The 277-nt window shown below is 53.1% G+C and carries 1 rRNA gene; it reads left to right on the top strand.

Annotated features, from left to right (window positions below):
- Window positions 1-83, top strand: a 5S ribosomal RNA gene (gene rrf, locus FCK22_RS18120); the annotation flags it as partial.
- Window positions 84-277 lie beyond the last annotated feature (194 nt).

Genomic DNA, 277 nt, shown 5'->3' with positions numbered 1-277 from the left:
TCCCATCCCGAACCCAGCCGTTAAGTGCCGTAGCGCCGATGGTACTGCGTCTTAAGACGTGGGAGAGTAGGTCATCGCCAAACCTAATAAGTTCCTAGACTACAGTATCTCTCGACGATGATCAGATCAACAAAACCGCCGCAGCTCAACGCTGCGGCGGTTTTGCGTTTGAGGGGGGGAGGGAGTGATGCCCAATAACGGTCTATTTTCCGCCCTTCACTTGGCGCAATAGTTCGGTAACTCTTTCGCAACTGCGTAGAGAGACTGATATGACGCC

The sequence above is a fragment of the Sulfitobacter sp. 15WGC genome (assembly GCF_005068605.1).
GTDB lineage: Bacteria > Pseudomonadota > Alphaproteobacteria > Rhodobacterales > Rhodobacteraceae > Sulfitobacter > Sulfitobacter faviae.
The sequence above is the reverse complement of the archived record's forward strand: the minus strand, read 5'-3'. Positions and strand labels throughout refer to the sequence as shown.